General features: G+C 69.3%; 16 protein-coding genes and 1 pseudogene. 12 read left to right on the top strand and 5 right to left on the bottom strand.

Annotated features, from left to right (window positions below; genetic code table 11):
* Positions 1 to 29 precede the first annotated feature (29 nt).
* The 8 genes and pseudogenes from C5B85_RS16245 (at position 30) to C5B85_RS16210 (ending at position 9754) form a co-directional block, all read left to right on the top strand.
* Positions 30 to 913: pseudogene (locus C5B85_RS16245) on the top strand (VOC family protein).
* On the top strand, positions 910 to 1557 hold the full coding sequence (locus C5B85_RS16240; protein WP_104287052.1) for an alpha/beta hydrolase: 648 nt from the start codon (positions 910 to 912) through the stop codon (positions 1555 to 1557). The pseudogene C5B85_RS16245 and the gene C5B85_RS16240 overlap by 4 nt, the downstream one beginning before the upstream one ends.
* Before the next feature lie 119 nt (positions 1558 to 1676).
* The gene (locus C5B85_RS16235; RefSeq protein WP_104287051.1) at positions 1677 to 3278 is read left to right on the top strand and encodes an ABC transporter substrate-binding protein; all 1602 of its coding nucleotides are present in this window, start codon (positions 1677 to 1679) and stop codon (positions 3276 to 3278) included.
* A gap of 4 nt (positions 3279 to 3282) precedes the next feature.
* The gene (locus C5B85_RS16230; RefSeq protein ID WP_104287050.1) at positions 3283 to 4320 is read left to right on the top strand and encodes an ABC transporter permease; all 1038 of its coding nucleotides are present in this window, start codon (positions 3283 to 3285) and stop codon (positions 4318 to 4320) included.
* Complete coding sequence (locus tag C5B85_RS16225) at positions 4317 to 5339, top strand: ABC transporter permease (protein ID WP_104287049.1); 1023 nt, start codon at positions 4317 to 4319, stop codon at positions 5337 to 5339. Before C5B85_RS16230 ends, C5B85_RS16225 begins: the two co-directional genes overlap by 4 nt.
* Positions 5336 to 7000 (top strand): ABC transporter ATP-binding protein, encoded by a 1665-nt coding sequence (locus C5B85_RS16220; RefSeq protein WP_104287048.1) that lies wholly within the window; start codon positions 5336 to 5338, stop codon positions 6998 to 7000. Before C5B85_RS16225 ends, C5B85_RS16220 begins: the two co-directional genes overlap by 4 nt.
* Positions 6997 to 9039 (top strand): FAD/NAD(P)-binding domain-containing protein, encoded by a 2043-nt coding sequence (locus tag C5B85_RS16215; RefSeq protein WP_104287047.1) that lies wholly within the window; start codon positions 6997 to 6999, stop codon positions 9037 to 9039. The genes C5B85_RS16220 and C5B85_RS16215 overlap by 4 nt, the downstream gene beginning before the upstream one ends.
* Positions 8966 to 9754: a DUF1684 domain-containing protein gene (locus C5B85_RS16210; RefSeq protein WP_104287046.1), complete on the top strand. Its 789-nt coding sequence runs from the start codon at positions 8966 to 8968 to the stop codon at positions 9752 to 9754. The genes C5B85_RS16215 and C5B85_RS16210 overlap by 74 nt, the downstream gene beginning before the upstream one ends.
* A gap of 122 nt (positions 9755 to 9876) precedes the next feature.
* Here C5B85_RS16210 and C5B85_RS16205 read toward each other — a convergent pair whose 3' ends face one another.
* The 3 genes from C5B85_RS16205 to C5B85_RS16195 form a co-directional block, all read right to left on the bottom strand.
* Positions 9877 to 10305, bottom strand: coding sequence for an RNA-binding S4 domain-containing protein (locus tag C5B85_RS16205; protein ID WP_104287045.1), 429 nt, complete (start codon positions 10303 to 10305; stop codon positions 9877 to 9879).
* A gap of 140 nt (positions 10306 to 10445) precedes the next feature.
* Positions 10446 to 13646 (bottom strand): AAA family ATPase, encoded by a 3201-nt coding sequence (locus C5B85_RS16200; protein ID WP_104287044.1) that lies wholly within the window; start codon positions 13644 to 13646, stop codon positions 10446 to 10448.
* Positions 13643 to 14800: an exonuclease SbcCD subunit D gene (locus tag C5B85_RS16195; RefSeq protein WP_104287043.1), complete on the bottom strand. Its 1158-nt coding sequence runs from the start codon at positions 14798 to 14800 to the stop codon at positions 13643 to 13645. The genes C5B85_RS16200 and C5B85_RS16195 overlap by 4 nt, the downstream gene beginning before the upstream one ends.
* A 77-nt stretch (positions 14801 to 14877) precedes the next feature.
* Between C5B85_RS16195 and C5B85_RS16190 the strand changes: the two genes are divergently transcribed.
* Positions 14878 to 15450 (top strand): CDP-alcohol phosphatidyltransferase family protein, encoded by a 573-nt coding sequence (locus C5B85_RS16190; protein ID WP_104287042.1) that lies wholly within the window; start codon positions 14878 to 14880, stop codon positions 15448 to 15450.
* Here C5B85_RS16190 and C5B85_RS16185 read toward each other — a convergent pair.
* Positions 15422 to 16237 (bottom strand): DUF3097 family protein, encoded by an 816-nt coding sequence (locus C5B85_RS16185; protein WP_104287075.1) that lies wholly within the window; start codon positions 16235 to 16237, stop codon positions 15422 to 15424. The genes C5B85_RS16190 and C5B85_RS16185 overlap by 29 nt on opposite strands.
* A 254-nt stretch (positions 16238 to 16491) precedes the next feature.
* Between C5B85_RS16185 and C5B85_RS16180 the strand changes: the two genes are divergently transcribed.
* From C5B85_RS16180 to C5B85_RS16170, 3 genes are all read left to right on the top strand, one after another.
* On the top strand, positions 16492 to 16992 hold the full coding sequence (locus tag C5B85_RS16180; RefSeq protein WP_068478243.1) for an FHA domain-containing protein: 501 nt from the start codon (positions 16492 to 16494) through the stop codon (positions 16990 to 16992).
* 2 nt (positions 16993 to 16994) lie between these two features.
* On the top strand, positions 16995 to 17684 hold the full coding sequence (locus tag C5B85_RS16175; protein WP_104287041.1) for a MerR family transcriptional regulator: 690 nt from the start codon (positions 16995 to 16997) through the stop codon (positions 17682 to 17684).
* A 285-nt stretch (positions 17685 to 17969) separates the two neighbouring features.
* Positions 17970 to 18512, top strand: a complete 543-nt coding sequence (locus C5B85_RS16170) for a MerR family transcriptional regulator (RefSeq protein WP_104252811.1) — start codon at positions 17970 to 17972, stop codon at positions 18510 to 18512.
* Here the strand turns inward: C5B85_RS16170 and C5B85_RS16165 are convergent, their stop codons facing one another.
* Positions 18513 to 19376 carry a ParA family protein gene (locus C5B85_RS16165; protein WP_104287040.1) on the bottom strand — a complete coding sequence of 288 codons (864 nt, stop codon included), beginning with the start codon at positions 19374 to 19376 and terminating at the stop codon, positions 18513 to 18515. It abuts the gene before it with no gap.
* Positions 19377 to 19379: the final 3 nt, after the last annotated feature.

Raw genomic sequence — 19379 nt, 5'->3', positions numbered from 1 at the left:
GCAAGTTTTTGAGTGCTACGGTTCCAGCCATGACGACATCAGATGGCGACAAGCTCGACGCAGGCACCGGCATGGGCCTCGTCTCCCTCCACGTCGGCGACCTCGCCGCCCAATCCGAGTACTACCGCAGCGCTCTTGCCCTTGAGCCCATCTCGGAGTCCAACGGAGAGATCACCCTCGGCCGCGGTTCAGTGCCGCTCGTGCGCCTCCGCCACACTCCAGGCCTCCCGTCCCGTCGCGCCGCGCCGCCGGACTGTTCCACACAGCCCTCCTCTTCGAGACTCCGAGCGACCTCGCCGCAACCGTGTACCGGGCGGCGCAGCACAAGCGCTCGCAGTTCGTCGGCTCCTCCGACCATCACGTGAGCGAGGCGTTCTACTTCACCGATCCCGAGGGCAACGGCATCGAGCTCTACACCGACCGTCCGCGGAACACGTGGCTCGACGCATCTGGGCGCATCGCCATGTCGACCGAGTTCCTCGACCCGAACGCATACTTGCGCGCCAACCTCGTCGAGGCGACGGCGGATGCGCCCGAGAGCGCCGGAGCTGACGTCGGTCACGTGCACCTGCAGGTCGGCGACGTCGACACCGCGAAGGGGTTCTACGTCGACACGCTCGGTTTCGAGACCACGACGACCTACCCTGGCGCACTCTTCGTGAGCGCAGGCGGCTACCACCACCACGTTGCCCTCAACGTCTGGAACAGCGCCGGTGCGGGCCCGAGGGCCGCGACCCTCGGCCTCGGCCAACTCACCATCGAGGTGCCGGAGCGCTCGGAGCTCGACGCGGTCGCCGATCGGCTGCGCGGCGCTGGCCTGCAGTTCGCCGACGATGGCGCGGCCATCACGGTCCTCGACCCCTGGAGCTCAGAGGTTGTGCTTCGCACTCGTGAGCAGGCGGTGGCCGCGTGAGCGACCTCAGCATCACGACGGCCCTGTCCTCCTTCGCCGGAAGCAAGAGCGGTGCGGTGGGCAAGCGGCCGATCCTGCTGCTCATGCACGGCTACGGCTCCCACGAGGACGACCTCACGAGCCTGCTGCCGGCGATCAGCACGGGCTTCGACTGGGCCTCGCTGCGCGCCCCCATTGTGCTGCGCGAGCAGACGCCGGACGAGGTGGGCTCCTACGCGTGGGTTCCCATCGATCGCCCTGGCCTCCCGGACCCGGCCAGCGCCTCGGCCGCGACCGACGCGGTGCTCGCCTGGCTCGACGCGAACACGCCACCGGGGGCGAACGTCATCCCCATCGGCTTCTCGCAGGGCGGACTCATGGTGACCCAGCTCCTGCGCCGAGACCCGCAGCGCTTCGAATGGGGCGCAGTGCTCTCCGGCTTCTCCCTGCAGGGAGAGCAGCCCGGCGACGAAGCGCTCGCCCGCATCCGCCCAGCCGTGTTCTTCGGTCGGGGCGACCGGGACCAGATCGTCAGCGACGCGACCTTCGAGCGGACCACCGGCTGGCTCGCAGGGCACACCACCGCGACCGAGCGGCTCTACCAGGGCCTCGCCCACGGCATCTCGCCCCAGGAGCTCCAGGACCTCACGGCGTTCCTCTCCTGAAGGCTCACCGGAACTATGTGACCCCGCATGTCCTCCTGGTACCCGAGGTTTCGGCCGCCCGCTTCCGCGGGCGGCCGTCTTCTTAGTCTCGGGACATTCCCCACCACGAAGGAGTCCAGATGACCCGCTCGACCAGATCCCTCTCCGCTGCCGCCCTCGCTGCGGTCGGGATGATGGCCCTGGCGTCGTGCGCCGGGCAGTCTGGGGCGACTCCGGCGGCGGATGCGGACCCCGTGCAAGGCGGAAACCTCCGCGTCGGCATCCTCAGCGACATCGGATGCATCGACCCCGCGCAGGTCGGGAACAACAACAACGTCAACATCGCCCGTCAGACCGTCGCGTCGCTCACGACGCAGGACGTGGAGACGGGGGAGGTGCTGCCGTGGCTCGCCGAGTCGTGGCAGATCTCCGACGACGCCAAGGAATTCACCTTCAAGCTCGCCGAAGGTCCGACCTTCGCGGACGGAACCCCGATCGACGCGGAGGCCGTCAAGGCGAACGCCGAGGGGGTCCAGGCGCTCGGCGCGAAGTCCGCGCTCGGCAACCTCTACCTCGCCGGACTCGAGTCGGTCACTGTCGTCGACCCGCAGACCGTCACCTACACGTTCGCCGAGCCCTCCGCGCAGTTCCTGCAGGCCACCTCGACCTTCACGCTCGGGCTCGTCTCCACGGAGAGCACGAAGCTCAGCCAGGAGCAGCGCTGCGCAGGCGACTTCATCGGCTCCGGCCCGTTCTCCGTCGAGTCCTATACGCCGAACGCCGAGACGGTGCTCTCCGCGCGTGAGGACTACGCGTGGGGAGCATCCACGACGGGCAACACCGAGCGCCCGTACCTCGACACCATCACGTACTCCGTCATTCCAGAGGCATCGACGCTCACCGGTTCGCTCCAGTCCGGCCAGCTCGACGTGTCGACCGACGTGTCCTTCGTCGACCTCGACCCGCTCAAGAGCGCAGGAGCAAGCGTCGAGAACCGCGCGAACCCCGGCGTCGTGTACAACCTCATCCCGAACGCATCTCACCCGATCCTGTCGGACGAGAAGGTGCGCCTCGCAGTGCAGAAGAGCATCAACCGCGAGGAGCTCCTCGCGCTCCTGACGCCGGAGGACAGCCCCGCGACGAGCGTGCTCGCCACGTCGACGCCCTACTACAGCGACAAGAGCGACATCCTCGAGTTCAACCCGGAAGAAGCGGCCAAGCTGCTCGACGAGGCGGGCTGGACCGAAGGAGCGGACGGCGTCCGCGAGAAGGACGGGCAGAAGCTGAGCTTTGAGCTCAACTACTGGCAGCCGACCACGAACGTGCTCGAGCAGGTGCAGGTGCAGCTGGCGGCCGTCGGCATCGACCTGCAGCTCCGCGAAGGCGCCATCGCCGACGTCACCGCCATCAATGACGGTACGCAGCCGTTCACTTGGGCCAACATCACGCGCGCCGACCCCGACGCGCTTCGCGTCTTCTTCTCGGCCGAGGGCGGCAACAAGTACAACTACCGCGAGGTCGGCCCGATCGACGAGGTCCTGGGCTCGCAGGCAGCCGTGATCGACGCGGATGCACGCCAGACCGAGGTCGACGCCGCCGTCACGCAGCTGCTCGAGGAGGGCTACGCCGTGCCCGTCATCCAGCTCTCCACGAACCTCGTCCAGGCGCCTGGCGTCCAGGGTGCACAGTTCGAGGCATCAAGCCGACTTGACTTCTCGGCAGCCTGGAAGGCCGCGGAGTAACTCGATGGTCCGCTACTTCGCTGCCAGGTTCGCCCTGGGGATCCTGGTCCTCTGGGCGGCCTTCACGCTCTCGTTCCTCCTGCTCTATCTGCTCCCCGGTGACGCGGCGGCTGTGGCCGCCGCCGGTGGAGGTGAGGGTGCTGCCGACCCCGCCGCCATCGAGGCGCTGCGCGCCGAGCTCGGACTCGACGCCCCGTTCCACGAGCAGTACCTCGCGGCCCTCGGCGGCGCGCTTGTCCTCGATTTCGGAAGCTCCGTGCAGAACGGAATCCCCGCGACCGAAGTGCTTGCCCGTGCCCTCCCGTCCACGGCGACGCTCGCCGGGGCGGCGCTTGTCCTCTCCATCGTCGGCGGCGTCGGCCTCGCGCTCGTCAGCAACCTCGTCCGATCATCCTGGCTGCGCGGCATCCTCCAGTCGCTGCCGTCGCTCGCCATCGCCGTCCCGACGTTCTGGTTGGGCCTGCTCCTCCTGCAGGTCTTCTCGTTCCAGCTCGGCTGGGTGCCGGCCTTCGGAAGCACCGGGTTCGTCGGGCTCATCCTGCCCGCGCTCACGCTGTCCATTCCAACGGGGGCCTACCTCGCGCAGGTGCTGACGCGCAGCCTCCACGAGACGCTCGCGCGTCCGTTCGTCGAGCAGGCCAGGGCGAAGGGCGCGGGAGACACGCGCATCCTTGTCCGCCACGCTCTTCGCAACGCAGCCCTTCCGACGCTCACGATCGGCGGTGTGCTCGTGGGCCAGCTCCTCGCCGGCACCGTCGTCACCGAGACCGTCTTCTCCCGTGACGGCGTCGGCCGCATGATCGTGACAGCCGTCGCGAACCGCGACATCCCGCTTGTCATGATCGCTGTCGTCTTCGCCGCGGTCGTGTTCGTCGTGACCAACCTCATCGTCGACGCGCTCTACCCGCTCATCGACCCGCGCCTGACGCATTCCACGAAACAGCAGCGTCCCTCGTCCAAGGGCCGCTCAGCGTCGACGCTGACCCCCGGGCTCGCGCCGAGCGAGCCAGCCAAAGCGAGCAAGAACGAGGTCCCAGCATGAGCCAGCCTCTTCTCGAGACCGTGCCGGGGCTCGCCCCGCTCAGCCGCACGGAACGCTACATCGCGCCCAGCGCCCCGGAAAACCGCGACAACCCGGAGAACCGCGACAACCCGGAGAACCGCGACAACCCGGCCGGGCAAGGTCACGGGACAGCTGAGCGGGCGCCGCAACCGGTGCCAGAAGGGGTCAAGTCGTCGTCGTTTGCACGCTTCAGCGGCCTCCTGCGCCTGCCGTCCCTCATCCTCGCGCTCGCCGTGCTCGCCACGGTCATCGCCTGGGCGATCATCCCGTCCGTCTTCACGCCGTACGACGCGATCAACGGAACGCTCCTCGACCGCCTGCAGCCGCCGAGCGCCGCGCACCCGTTCGGTACGGACAACCTCGGCCGGGACACCCTCGCTCGCTTCATCTACGGATCGCAGACCACCCTCCTGGCCTCCGGCCTCGCCGTCGTCATCGCCCTCGGCACCGGCGCGCTTCTCGGCCTCCTCGCCGGCTACCTGCGCGGGATCGTCGACGAGGCGATCATGCGGTTCATGGATGTCATCCTCGCGATCCCGGCGCTCCTGCTCTCGCTCACCATCATCACGGGCCTCGGCTTCGGGACGCTCAACATCGCCATCGCGGTTGGCCTCGCGTCCACCGCAGCCTTCGCACGCATCATGCGCTCGCAGGTGCTCTCGGTCGCGACGGCCGGGTACATCGAAGCAGCGAAGCTGTCCGGCGCCCGCTGGCCCAGCATCATCTTCCGACAGGTGCTGCCCGCCGCGATCACCCCGGTGCTCGCGCTTGCCGCCATCGAGTTCGGTGCAGCAGTGCTCGCCATCTCCGCGCTCAGCTTCCTCGGTTTCGGCGCCCCGCCGCCCCAGCCCGAGTGGGGCGCGCTCATCTCAGAGGGACGCGACTACCTGCAGGCCGCCTGGTGGCTCACGACGCTGCCCGGCCTCGTGATCGTCGCCGTGGTGCTCTCCACAGCCCGCCTCTCCCGCTGGCTCCAAGACCGAGGAGACCGCTCATGACCTTAACGCACTCGCCCATCTCCGGCGGGGATCCCGCCGAGCCCCTGCTCTCCGTGCGCGGCCTACAGCTCGCCTACAAGGGCGCTACGACGCTCGCCGTCGCCGGCGTCTCCTTCGACGTCTACCCGGGCGAGCAGGTCGCGATCGTCGGCGAGTCCGGCTCGGGCAAGACGAGCGTCGCGAAGTCGATCGTCGACCTCCTGCCGTCGAGCACCGACGTCAGCGCGGAGGCGCTCCGCTACGACGGACTCGACCTCACTGCCCTCACCCCACTCGAGTGGCGCGCCGTGCGCGGCGCGCGCATCGGCCTCATCCCGCAGGACCCCTCCGCCTCGCTCAACCCGCTGCAGACGGTCGGCTCGCAGGTTGCCGAAGTGCTCCTCATCCACGGACTTGCCACGAAGAGGGATGCACGTGCGCGAGCCGTCGAGCTGCTGGCCGATGCGGGCATCCCGGACGCCGCCAAGCGAGCAGCCCAGTACCCGCACCAGTTCTCCGGCGGCATGCGGCAGCGCGTCCTCATCGCGGCGGCGCTCGCAGCCTCGCCGGGCCTCATCATCGCCGACGAGCCGACAAGCGCCCTTGATGTGACGGTGCAGCGCCAGATTCTCGACCTCATCGCGGAGCGCGCCGCCGTCGCCTCCACGGCGGTGCTCTTCATCACCCACGACCTCGGCGTCGCCGCCGACCGCGCGGACCGCATCCTGGTCATGCAGCACGGCGTCATCGTCGAAGCCGGCCCGGCCGCCCAGGTGCTCGAGGACCCGCAGCACCCGTACACGAGGAGACTCGTCGCGGCGGCGCCGACGAGGAGCTCGACCCGGCTCGTGCCGGCGCAGGGCTCCCTCGCGAGAGACCGGAGCCGGCCAGTGCTCGAGGTCTCCGGCCTCAGCAAGACCTTCCGGCTCCCCGGCGGAGCACGCGTGGACGCGACGAAGGACGTCTCGTTCTCGATCGCGCGCGGCGAGAGCTACGCGCTCGTCGGAGAATCGGGCTCAGGCAAGAGCACCACGGTGCGACTCGCGCTGCTCCTCGAACGGCCGGACCAGGGCGGCATCCGCCTCGACGGTGTCGAGGTCGCGGGAGCACGAGGCGCCGCGCTCAGGGCATTTCGGCGCAGGACGGGGCTTGTGCATCAGGACCCGTACTCCTCGCTCGACCCGCGCTTCACCGTTGCCGAGTCCATCGAGCAACCCCTGCGCGCGTTCGGCGTCGGCGACAAGGCATCACGGCGAGCGCGCGTGCTCGAGCTGCTCGAGGACGTCGCGCTCCCCGAGAGCTTCGCCGAGCGGCGCTCCACGCAGCTCTCCGGTGGGCAGCGCCAGCGCGTCGCCATCGCCAGGGCGCTCGCGCTCAAGCCCGAGTTGATCGTGCTCGACGAGGCAGTGTCGGCGCTCGACGTCTCCGTGCAGGCCCAGATCCTGCAGCTGCTGGTCGACCTCCAGGCCGAGCACTCACTGAGCTACCTCTTTATCACGCACGACCTCGGCGTCGTCCGGCAGATCGCCGACCGGGTCGGCGTGCTCCGCGGGGGAGAGCTGCTCGAGGAGGGCACGGTTGACGAGGTCTTCGAGCGCAGCACCAACACCTACACGCGGGCGCTCGTCGACGCGATCCCCGGTGGTCGGCCCACCGAGCGAGTCCTCGAGGCCATCGCATGACATCCGCCGCCAGGCTCATCGACGCCGACAGCAGCAAGGGGGCCCGGTGCATCGCGGTGCTCGGCGCAGGACCTCGTGGCGCCGGTCTCCTCGAGCGAATCGTCGCGAACTACGACGCCGACACCACCGGCCAGCTCGTCGTGCACCTCATCGACCCCCACCCGCCAGGTGCCGGTCGGATCTGGCGCGACGCCCAATCCGGCCTCCTCAAGCTCAACTCGCTCGCGGCCGACGTCACGATGTTCACCGACGAGACGAGCACCATCGAGGGGCCGGTCCGCGAAGGACCATCACTCGTCGAGTGGGCGCAGCTGGCCACGAACGGTGAGCTGCCTGGCTACGACCTCGACGAGGAGGACCCCTTGGTCGCCGCCGAGGTGCGGACCCTCGGGCCGGCGAGCTTCCCGACGCGTCGACTCCAGAGCCGGTACCTCGGCTGGTTCTTCGAACAGGCCGCAGATGCCGCGCCGCAGGGGTTGACCGTGCTGGTGCACACCGCGCAGGTGACGGGCGTCACGACGCTCGAGAACGGCTCCCAGCGAGTCGAACTCGATACGGGCGACGGGCTGACGGTCGACGTGGTCGTCTACGCGCTCGGGCACTCAGGCACCCTCGTCCACGAGGGAACCAGGGCCGCCGAACTGAGCGACTTCGCCGCTCGCCACGACCTCGCCTACGTGCCTCCCTCGTTCACGGCAGACGCCGACTTCAGCGCAGTCGAGGCCGGTGAACCCGTCATCGTCCGCGGGCTGGGCCTCGCCGCCGTCGACCTGCTTGTGCTCCTCACCGAGGGCAGGGGCGGAACGTTCGTGCAGGGCGCAGAAGAGGGACGCCTGACGTACCTCCCGTCCGGGCGCGAGCCGCGCATCCTCGTCGGTTCCAGGCGAGGAGTGCCGTACCACTCGAAGGTCACGAGCGTGCTGCAGGGCGAGCCGTTCGAGACCCGCTACTTCACCGCAGATATCGCCAGGGAGGTCGTCGCGCAGCACGACATCCTCGACTTCCGCACCCACTTCTGGCCGCTCCTGGCGAAGGAGATGCTCCACGGCTACTACCGCGAGCTCTTCACCGGGCACCCGGAGCGCGTGCGCGTCTCCTGGGTCGAGTTCCGGGCCGACCTCGACCGCTACGGCGCGCAGTCGCCAGAACTCCACGAGGCAGTCGTCGCCGCCCTCGTCGACCCGAGCGACGAGCTCGACATCGAGACCTTCGACCACCCGCTGCGCGGGGCCGCCGCCACCGACGTCGGTTCCGTGTCCGTCGCTCTCCACGACTACATCCGCGAAGACCTGCGGCGAAGGAACAGCCAAGGGAACAGCGAGAGTCAGGGGCTCTTCCTCGCGCTGCTCTTCTCGTTCATGACGTTCGTCGAGTTTCAGGATGCGCCCAACTGGTCCCCGGCATCGCTCGCCGGTGACGTGCGTGTCTGGTGGAAGGGCTTCTTCAGCTACGTCGCGTCCGGCCCGCCGGGGCACCGCCTCGACGAGCTCCTCGCGCTGAGCGAGGCCGGCGTCGTGCACTTCCTCGGCGGCGACCTCCGCGTGTGGGAGGACGAGGAGGCCGGACTGTTCCGCGCGAAGGGCACAACGCTCGAGCGCCAGTTCTCGGCCCGCGCGCTCATCGACGCCTGGCTACCGGACTCGGACGTCGCGCACACCGACAACGAGGCGCTGCGCCAGCTCATCGAGTCCGGCGAGGGTCGCGAGCGGATCGCGGCCACCCCGGAGGGAAGCCTCGCCACCGGCGTCATCGAGGTGCGGCGCGCTGACTCGCGCATCGTGCAGAGTGACGGCACCGTTCATCTGCGCCGGTTCGCGGTCGGCCCCTACACATCGAACCCGTTTGTGGGAGCGTTCTCGCGCCCGCGGACAAACGCCGTGTCGTTCCGCGAGAACGACGCGGTCGCCTTGAGTACCTTGAGACTCATCGGCGAGATCAGCAGAGAGAACGAGGAGAGGGAGCAGCATGAGCACGCAGCAGAGCACCACTACAGGAGACCAGTTCGCCGAGCGCTGGGCGGCCTGGCACGGCAGTCGTGAGGGTGCAGTCCGAGCCCCGTACGGACCGGCAGCCCTTGTCGCCACGAACTGGCTCGCCGACGGCATCGAGCTCGAGCTCGACACCGTAGCGGGAGCCTGGACGATCGAGGACGGGGCTGTCGTCGGCAGTGGCCTCGCCGCGAGCGGGTACACGGACGCCTCCGGCGAAGCCGTCGGGGACCGGGCCACGCTCACCGCCGGCGCGGAACTCCGCGACGGCGAGCGCATCCTCCGCGCCTTCGCACGCGACGACCAGCGCGCACTCCGCGTGCTGGACCCGGCGTCTCCCGGACGCGCAGCACTCCTCGGCATCGACAGCTACGCCCCCGGCGACGACTACGTCGTCTCCGCCACCTTCCGCCCGTCCACCGAGCAGGTCGACGTGCTCCAGGCCGACGGCTACGTCTCCAAGAAAGACCTCGGCGGGAAGCTCGACTTCACGCTCGGCGGATCCCAGTTCTCGATCGACGCCGACCACTCCGAAGCTGGCCTGCAGGTTGTCTTCGCGGATGCGACCAGCGGCGACGAGAGCTACCGGTTCCGGTTCCTCACCGTCCCAGCGGCGGAAGCCGACGGCACGACAACGATCGACTTCAACCGCGCGTACCTGCCGCCGTGCGCCTTCAGCGACCAGTTCGTCTGCCCGACGCCCGCCGCAGACAACCGCCTCACGGTGCCCGTGCGAGCGGGGGAGCGCAACGCCATCAAAGGCTAGGTCGTGTCTGACTGTGTCTCGCCTCCTCCGATCGCCCTGATCGCTCGATCTGCTGTCAGACACTCCCTAGGCGGGATGCCCTCCGACAGGGCACGGGCGGCCGACACGCGTCGGCCGCCCGCTCACTCGTCTGTGTCCCAGGGCTCCGGGTCGATCTCGCGGCCGCGGATCCGGTCGATCTCCCGACGCTCCCGCTTCGTGGGCCGGCCTGCCCCGCGATCGCGGAATCCGATGGGAGCCGTGAACTCGCGCGGGGGAGGCGGTGGGGAGTTGTCGATGAGCGCTTTCGCGGCGACGGGCGCGCCGACCCGTTTCTTGAGCAGCTCCCGTGCGACGAGGATGCGATCGCGGTCGGTGCGCACACGCACCTCGTCGCCGACGTGGATGCGCTGCGCCGGCTTGGCCCGGTCGCCGTCGATCTTCACGTGCCCTGCCTTGCAGGCCGCCGTCGCCGCGCTGCGCGTCTTGTAGATGCGCACGGCCCAGAGCCACACGTCGACGCGCACGGAAGCTGGGCCTGGCTGGTGGTAGCCGTGCTCGTCGGGGTCCATCCGCTGATCGTATCGAGTTCACCGCGCGAGTCTGCTGCGCACCCCTCCCGCCTGGCCCAGCTGCGCACCCCCTCACGCGTGCCCGGTGCTCACCCGTGCCACCTGCTCACCCGTGCCCGCTGCTCACCCGTGTCACCTGCTCACCCGTGCGGGTCGAGCACCCGGCTCTCGCCGTGCGAGTCGACGGCGACCTGGAGCTTGGCAGAGATCTGCTCCTGCATGGCCTCGACGTGGCTGATGACGCCGATCGTCCGCCCTCCGCTGCGGAGGCGGTCGAGCGTGGCCATGGCTGCGCCCAGCGTCTCCGCATCGAGTGAGCCGAATCCCTCGTCGATGAAGAGCGTGTCGAGGCGAACGCCACCGGCGCGGGCCGTGACCGTTTCGGCGAGGCCCAGGGCAAGCGCGAGGGAGGCGAGGAACGTCTCGCCCCCCGAGAGCGACTCGGTGGCCCTGGAGCGTCCCGTGTAGGCGTCCGCGATGCGCAGACCGAGGCCCGACTGGGCCCCTCGGTACTGGAGGCCGTCGTCGTGCTCCAGGCTGTAGCGTCCCGCGGTCATGCGCGCGAGCTGGGCGTTCGCGGCGGCGACGATCTCCTCGAGCTCGGCTGCGAGGACGTAGGCCTCGAGGCTCATGCGCTTCTCGTTGGGCTCCTGGCCGGACAGGGTGCCAGCGAGCACGCGCAGCGTCTCCGCGCGAGCGAGCAGCGCCTCGCTGGTCGTGAGCTCCTCGGCGAGCTGTCTGACCAGCTCGCCGAGCCGGTTGGCCTGCTCGCCGAGACTCGTCTGCCTGGCGATCTGCGCTTCGTGGGCGCGCCCCGCCGACGCCCTCGCCTCCACTGCCGCCGCGACGTCGGAGGGCTCCTCCGGTAGGTCGTGCAGGCTCGGATCGGCCAGGGCGGTGGCTGCCGCAGCTGCCGCCTGCTCGTGCTTCCGGATGCGCGTGTCGAGTTCGTCGGCCTTCGCCCTGGGGAGCGTCGCGTCGCTGGCGGCGAACCGGTCGGCGAACGGCGACTCGGCGAGCGCCGCCTCGAGGTGCGCTTCGGCCTCCTCTGCAGCGTTCCTGGCTGCGTCGCGGTCGCGGGTGACGCCGAGGAGCGACACCGCGAGCTCCCGAGTTCGGCCGACGTGGTGCGCTCGAGCGCTGATCGATGCGAAGCCCTCGAGCCCGGCGTCGACTCGAGCGGTGTCGGCGAGGATGCGCGCATCAAGAGCGCTGATCTCTGCGGCCAGCTCCCCATCGCGCGATCGCGCCCTCTCCTGCTCACCCAGCAGCGACTGCTCGCGCCTTTCGAGGTCAGCGAGATCCTTGCGGTGCTTGTCCAGCGCCAGCGCCGCTTCCCTGGCGGTCGCGACCAGCTGCTTCGCCTCGGCGAGGGCAAGGTCGAGCTGCTCGCTCGACTGCCCATCGAGGCGTGCCTCCAGGGCGCTCGCCCGCCGCACAAGCGCCGAAAGCTCAAGCTGAGCTTCTGCGTGCTCGTCGTTCGCCTTCGCCGCTGCCGTGCGCGCCCGTTCGAGCGCCTCGTCGCTCACGTCGCTCAAGTTGCTCACGTCGTCTGCGTCGTCTGCGTCGTCCGTGCCTCCAGAGGCCGGTGCGGGATGCTCGCGGCTGCCGCAGACCGGGCACGGCGTGTCCTCGAGCAGCTCCTGCGCGAGCACAACCGCGCTGGAGGCGAGGCGCCGTGCGATGAGTGCACGTTCGGCGGCGGCCTGCGTGCTCGCGAGGTCACCGAGTCGCGCGCTGCGCGCCAGCGCCTGGACCTGCTCATCCGCGAGGCGCGCGTGTTCGACGCCGACCGCGATGAGCTGCGTCGTCAGCTCGAGGCGTTCCTCGGCGCTCTTGGCGGTGGCCGCCTGGACCTCACTGCTCGTGATGGAGTCGTGGAGGCGAGATCGGCGCTCGGGGAGCAGAGCGAGCTCGGCGGACACCTTCTCCAGCTTCGCCCCTGCGGTGGTCCGCGCCGAACGCAGCTTGTCGAGTTTCGTCCTGGACCCCGGCAGCGCGTTCTCCAGGCGCAGGAGGTCCTCCATCGACCCGAGGACACGCGTCGACTCATCCACAAGTTCAGACAGGGATGCGACGCTGAGTTCGACTCCGGCGCCATCGTCGGCCGCATCGTCGGCCGGGGCGTCGACCACGACGTCGGCCGGGGCGTCGACTGCGGCGTCGACCGCGGCGTCGAGCAGAGCGTCGAGCACGACGTCGGGCAGGTGCGCGACAAGGGCCCGCGATGCGCGGGAGCGAGCGGCGTTCAGGTCTCCGAGCTTGGCCGTAGTCGAGGCGCACCGCTCGAGGCCAGTCGCCAAGGGCGCCGCGGCGCCGGCAAGCGCGAGGCGACGTCGGGATTCCGCGATCGCGTCCGCCTCGAGGGCGAGCCTCGCGTGGTCCTCCGTGAGGCGCTGCCGCCGGGTCTGCAGCTCCAGGACTCGCCTCGCCTCGCCGAGCTCAGCCTCCGCGCGCTGCTGCCTGGCGGCCGTCTCGGCCGCCTGCACGGAGGCGCGGGCCGCCGCAAGCGCGACGAGGGCGAGTCGGGCCTCTGCGTCTGCGAGGGAGAGCGGTGCCGTCGATTCGGCCCGGTCTTCTGGCTCCAGGGCAAGCTTCGGGGCGGCCTCCGAGCTCAGGTCAGGGCCCGACTCAGGGCCCGACTCAGGGGGCTCACCCGCGAGTGCTTCCGCTGGGGCGAGTGTCTCGATCTCGAGCGCGATGCGCTCCACGTTGGCTGTCGCAAGTGCCGCGGCATCGACGGCTTCCCGCCGAGCGTCGACGACGCTGGCCGTGAGGCGCTTGAAGCGGTCAGTCGCGAAGAGGGCCCTCAGCACAGCCTGCCGGTCCCCGGTCGTCGCGTGCAGGAACTCCTGGAAGCGGTTCTGGGCGAGCAGCACTACCTGCAGGAACTGCGCCCGAGAGAGCGGGAGCACCTCCGAGAGCGCCTTGGCGACATCCACGGGCCTCGCCGCGATGCCGTGCCACTCGCCCTCGACTCGCTTGGAGAACTGCGCAGCTGCGCTGTGCTTGGTCGTTCCGGTGCCGCGCCGCTTCGGACGCTCGTACTCTGGCTCGCGTCGGAGGAGGTACCTGGTGTCTCCGAGCTCGAACTCGAGCTCGACGTAGCTCGGGTCTTCTGGTGCGGCGTGATGGCTGCGGATGCCGTGGCCGCTGAGGCCTTCGTAGCGGGGCACACTGCCGTACAGCGCGAACACGATGGCGTCGAGCACACTCGACTTCCCCGAGCCGGTCTTCCCGCTGATCAGGAACACGCCGTCGCCCGCGAACTGCTCGAAGTCGATGCGCTGCTCGGCGCGGAAGGGGCCGAAGCCCGCGATCCTCAACGCGGTGATCCTCATGACTCTGCCCCCAGTTGCGCGAGCTGCTTCGTGACGAGGTCTCGCTCGTCGTCGCTCAGGCCGTTGCCGCGCCTGACAAAGGCGAGGAACCCGTCGACGAGATCCGTGTCGCTCCTGCCCGCGCTCACCCTCGCGGCGTAGCCGGCGGCGGCGTGCTGCTCCGGGGAGCTCGGCGCGAATTCGATGAGCGCGCAGTAGGGGAAGCGCTGCTGGAGGCGGCGCATTGAGTCGAGGGGACGCACGTCGTCCGTCAGCACCGCACGAACCCAGTGCTGTTCCGCGGGCGCGTGTGCGGGGGAGGCGAGCAGCTCATCGAGCGTGCCGCGGAGCGTCGTCATCTCACGCGGGACGGGAAGGTCGACCCAGGTGACCCGCTCGAGCCCGCCAGCGCCGACATCCACGAGCCAGCCGCCGCGGGGCTTCCCTCCCTCGCCGAACGTGAAGTGCAGCGGAGCGCCGGAGTACCTGATGGAGTCCGTGAGCGTCTGCCTGCCGTGAATGTGGCCGAGCGCCGCGTAGTCGACACCTTCGAACGTGCTCGTCGGCACGATGTCCAGGCCGCCAGCCGTGATGTCGCGCTCGAGCCCCTCCGCTTCCGCGAGGCTGGCCCCAGCGAAGCAGTGAGCGAGCACCAGCGAACGCACGCCGCGCGCAGCCGCGTCGGTGCGCACCGCGTCCATGGCGACCTCGAGGACACCGGCCTGCGTGCTCGGCGTTCCCTCGGGGAGGCTGCCCCTGAGGAGGAGCGGCTCCAGGTACGGAATGCCGTAGACGGCGACCTCACCGTGCTCGTCGGTCAGCAGCACCGGCTCCTGGAGCGTCGCTGCGCCCGCGACGGCGCGCACGTGCACGCCGCCGAACGCCGCCCACTCGGATTGGAAGCCGAGCCTCGCGGCCGAGTCGTGGTTGCCGCTCGAGAGGACCACGACGGCACCTGCCGCGCGGATCGCGCGGATCGCCGCCGTGAGGACCTCGAGGGCCGCCCCGGAAGGTGTGGTCGAATCGAACACGTCACCAGCGACGAGTACTGCGTCGACGTGGTGCTCGCGCACGATCGAAGGGATCGCGTCGAGTACGCCGGAAAGCGCCTCGAGCGTCGAGTAGCCGTGGAAGGTGCGCCCGATGTGCCAGTCGGAAGTGTGCAGGAATCTCATCGAGGACAGCCTACGAACATCCACCGACACGCTGGCCTCCCCAGCACAGGAGACCGACTCGCTGAGACAATGTGCGCATGGGACAGGAGCAGCAGGAGGCCCCGATGCGGTGGGCGACGCTGCCGAACGCCATCTCGGTGGCCAGGCTGCTCGTCTTCGTCCCGCTGACGATCTGGCTCGCCGCCGACGGTCGTGAGCTCGCAGCCACGCTGAGCCTCGCCGCGTTCGGCGCGACCGACTGGATCGACGGCTTCCTCGCTCGCCGCCTCGGGCAGGTCTCGCGTGTCGGCGAGATCCTCGACCCGGTCGCTGATCGCCTCGGCATCATCATCATCGGGCTCGGCCTGGCTCTTCTCGGCTACTTCCCGTGGTTCGTGCTGATCACGATCTTCCTGTGCGACGCGGCGCTGCTTGTCATCGGGCTCACGCGACTCGAGCGGGTCAGGGAGGGACGCGTCAACCTGCTCGGCAAGGTGAGGTCGGCGTTCATCATGGTCGCGATGCCCCTGCACCTGCTGTCGTTCGCGGCTCAGGTGCCAGCGGAGCCGCTTCGCGGGATCACCTGGTGGATGCTCCTGATCGGCACGGTGCTCCACGTCGCGGCCGGTGCCGTGTACGCGGTCAGGTACCTGCGTCGCCAGGCTCCGTGACGAAGTCGATGAGCTCCTCGACCCGCCCGAGGAGCGATGGCTCGAGGTCGCGGTAGTCGCGGACCCGCTCCAGGATGCGCTGCCACGCTCTCGCGGTGTCCGCCTGCTCTTCCGCCGGCCAGCCGAGTGCGCGGCAGATGCCCTTCTTCCAGTCCTGCCCACGGGGGATGACCGGCCACGCCTTGAGCCCGAGCCGCTCCGGCTTGACGGACTGCCAGACGTCGACGTACGGGTGCCCGACGACGCGCACGTGAGACGCGCCGAAGCGTTTCGTGATGTCGTCCGCGATGCGCTGCTCTTTCGAGCCCTTGACGAGGTGGTCAAGCAGCACGCCGACGCGCCGGGTGGGGCTCGGCCCGAAGACCGTGAGCACCTCGGCGAGGTGATCCGCGCCCTGCAGGAACTCGACGACGACCCCGTCGATGCGCAGGTCGTGGCCCCACACCTTCTCGACGAGCTCAGCGTCGTGCTTGCCTTCCACGAAGATGCGTCCAGACCTGGCCGTGCGAGCCTTCGCGTCGGCGACATGGAACGAGCCTGAGGCGCTACGCGCGCGCCCGGACGGCTGCTTCGCGGCAGGCGGGCCAAGGAGCACCGCCTCGTCCTCGAGCAGGAAGATCGAGTCGGCTGGGAAGGCTTTGCGCTGTCCGTCGAAGTCCTGCAGCGTGACCGTCTGCTTGTTGGCGGAGGCGAGACGCCCGTAGAAGCCCGTAGCCGCATCCTCGAGCCACATGCCGCTCGCCATGGGCACCTTGCGTGTCAGCGGCGCGGACTTCCGTTCGCGCATCCGCGCGATGGGATCACCGCCGTAGCGGTCGTCGAAGTCAGCGCGATCGCCGGAAGCAGACAGGTCTAGCACTCAGGAAGTGTACCGAGGGCGCAATGTTCGCCGAGGGAGAAAGGCGCAACGATTTCTGCTCTCGTTTCGACAACACTCAGTCGTCTGACGCACAATGGCTGGCGGTGCTTGTGCAGTTAACCGACCGGAATTCGGGCACCCCCGATTCCGCTACGCTTGAGCACCGACTCGAGGAGGCAAATATGGCTGGTTCTGACGCTGAGGCGCGGACCCCTGAAGGCGACGGCGTTGTCGATGAGCAGACGCAGTCTTCGACGATGTCGTTTACGGGCGATTTCAGCGCGCAACTCGCCGCGCTCATCGCTGGCGGCGTCTCGAAGGAGGAGATGGAGTCCATCAGCGCACTTCCCTCCGGCTCCGCACTCCTGATCGTGCGCCGCGGATCCAACGTCGGGGCCAGGTTCCTGCTCGACACGGACCTGCAGGTCGCCGGACGACACCCGAACGCGGAGATCTTCCTCGACGACGTCACGGTCTCCCGCCGCCACGCAGAATTCACGAGGCACGGCCGCGAGTTCCACATGCGTGACCTCGGCTCGCTCAACGGTACGTACTACAACGGTGAGCGCATCAACTCCGCTGTGCTCACGAATGGTGGAGAGGTGCAGGTGGGTAAGTTCCGCCTCACGTTCTACAGCTCGCCCCTCGACACCAGCCTGACCTCCGCGTCTGCCGGGAACTGAGCGTGGCCGCTACCGCGGCGGCTTCTCCCAGAGGACAGGGCCGCACGCTCAGTATCGGTCAGGTCCTGCAGCGCCTGAACGTCGAGTTCCCCGAGCTCAGCCCCTCGAAGCTCCGCTTCCTCGAGGACAAGAACCTCGTGCATCCGGAGCGCACGCCGAAGGGCTACCGGAAGTTCTCCGCGAGTGACGTAGCTCGTCTGCGCGAAGTGCTCACGATGCAGCGCGACCTGTACCTGCCGCTCAAGGTGATCGCCGAGTACTTCGACGCACTCGACCGCGGCCTTGAGCCGGAGCTCCCTGGGTCGAGGGCCCCGCAGCGGCAGACGATGCTCGCTGCAGGGACCGTGCTTGACCGCGCGCAGCTCCTCGAGCGCTCGGGGGCGAAGCCTGCATTGCTCGAGCAGGCAGTGAGCGCTGGGCTCATCCCGGCGGCGAGCCGGTACCAGGACGACGAGCTCACGATGCTGAGCACGCTCGTCGAGCTTGAGAAGGTCGGGATCGAGCCACGCCACCTCCGTCCGTTCCGTGCCGCCGCGCACCACGAGTTCGGCCTCATCGAGCAGGCGCTTTCCACCAGCTCGAGGCGCTCTCGCTCCGGTGGCGAGACGCTCGAGCGGGCGAATGAGCTCGCAGAGCACCTCGAGTCGGTTCGCAGGTCGCTCATCCGTCAAGCAGTTCGAGGCCGCAGATAGGTTCACCCTCCACTTGAACCTCAAGTGGATTCGCGCCGACGCATTCTCAGTTGCGACACGCCGCCAGGGCCCCCAGGATGCCCGAAATTCGGGGCGAGTCAGGGTCGGGACCACATCGTTGTCGTTCGGAAGTGGCCGAGTCGCATGCGCTCCAATAGAATCGACCAAGACGGCTCGGGACTTACCTCAAGTTCCCTTGTGGTAAGCCAAAGTGCTTCTACCTAAATGCTTCCGCCCCAGCACAGCTGGGCGCTGGCCGTTCGAAAACGTGTGAAAGGTGCAGGCATGAGCGAGCAGGGACAGGGCGACGCGCCAACGGGCGGCGAGTTGGTCTTCACCGACGGCATTCCGGACCTCGATCCTGGCTCCGGCTACCGCGGCGCCGTTGCCGCGCGTGCAGCCGGCATCACCTACCGCCAGCTCGACTACTGGGCACGCACCGGGCTCGTTGAGCCGACCGTCCGCGGGGCGAAGGGGTCTGGGTCTCAGCGCCTCTACTCGTTCCGAGACATCCTCGTGCTCAAGCTCGTGAAGCGCCTGCTCGAGACCGGCATTTCGCTCCAGCAGATCCGCACCGCAGTCGACCAGCTCCACGAGACCGGTGTTGTCGACCTCGCGCAGACCACCCTCATGTCCGACGGCGCCAGCGTCTACCTGTGCACGTCGAACGACCAGGTCATCGACCTCGTGCACCGCGGCCAGGGTGTCTTCGGCATCTTCGTCGGCCAGGTGCTCCGCGAAGTCGAGTCGACGCTTGTCGACTTCGAGCAGCAGACGATCGACCCCGTCGACGAGCTGGCCGCCCGCCGCGCCAGCCGCGCGAGCTAGCTACTTCGTCGATCGGCCCCGCTGACGCTCACGCGTCACCGGGGCTTCTTCGTCTGCGTCGCCGGTCTCGGTATAGGGGCCGAGTCGGCCAGCGCGCATGATGCGCTCGAGGATCGTGTCGAAGCTCGCCGCCATCTCCTCGGCGGAGCTGCCGGGCCAGAGGTGCACCGGCTTCGCGGCGCCCTGGGCCTGCTGCAGCGACGTACGCTCCGGCAGCGCCGGCGAGAGCACGAGCGGGCCGAACATGTCGCGGAGCTCGCCGAGCCGGAACTGGTGCTCGATCGACTGGTGCTTCGCGCGGTTGACGATGATGCCGAGCGGCTGGAGCCTCGGCGAGAGCTCGCGCCTGATCTCGTCGACGGCACGGAGCGCGCGGTCAGCGGCGGCGACCGAGAAGAGCCCGGGCTCGGTGACGACCGCGACGCGGTCGGACGCCGCCCAGGCGGTCCTCGTGAGCGCGTTGAGCGATGGTGGGCAGTCGATGAGCACGAGGTCGTAGTCGGCTTCGACGACGGCCAGCGCCTCTTCCAATCGCCAGATCTCACGGATCGATGGGTTCGGGGTGTCGAAGCTCAGCGCGGCGGGGCTGCCGACCATCAGGTCGATCACGCCGTGGCTTCCCTCGCCCCACGAGGAGCGAGCGATAGCAGCCCTGACGGTGCTCGGCTTGGGGGAGCGCAGGACGTCGGCGATGGTCGCCCCGTCCTGCGCGCGCGCGTCAAGCCCTGTGGACACGTCGGACTGGGGATCCAGGTCGACGACGAGGGTTCTGAGCCCGCGGGCCCACGCGGCGGAAGCGAGGCCAAGGGTCACCGTGGTCTTGCCGACGCCGCCCTTGAGAGAACTGATGCTGAGGACGAACACCAG

The sequence above is a fragment of the Pseudoclavibacter sp. AY1F1 genome (genome assembly GCF_002931075.1).
GTDB lineage: Bacteria > Actinomycetota > Actinomycetes > Actinomycetales > Microbacteriaceae > Pseudoclavibacter.
Note: the sequence above shows the minus strand (reverse complement) of the source record. Positions and strands in the feature narration are given on the sequence as shown.